We start from the raw sequence: 255 nt of genomic DNA, 5'->3' as shown, positions 1-255 counted from the left end.
TATTTAGCGAAACCAAGAACAGATTTTATATTGGGTTCACTTCTAATTTAGAAGAAAGGATTGTTAGACATAATCAAAAAAGCAAAGGCTTTACTGGAAATGTAAACGACTGGAAAGTTGTTTATATTGAAAACTATCAAACGAAAGAACTGGCTCACAAGAGAGAATTACAAATTAAATCTTGGAAAAGCAGAATTAAGATTCAAGAATTAATTTTAAAAAAAGGTCAGCTCAGCTGATTCAGAGCATTCCGAT

General features: G+C 31.0%; 1 protein-coding gene. It reads left to right on the top strand.

Going from position 1 to position 255, the window contains the following annotated elements:
* Positions 1-239: GIY-YIG nuclease family protein (locus DOS84_RS18900; RefSeq protein ID WP_111411652.1), on the top strand; the 239-nt coding region annotated here is incomplete at its 5' end.
* Positions 240-255 lie beyond the last annotated feature (16 nt).

The organism is Flavobacterium aquariorum, assembly GCF_003254745.1.
Lineage (GTDB): Bacteria > Bacteroidota > Bacteroidia > Flavobacteriales > Flavobacteriaceae > Flavobacterium > Flavobacterium aquariorum.
Note: the sequence above shows the minus strand (reverse complement) of the source record. Positions and strands in the feature narration are given on the sequence as shown.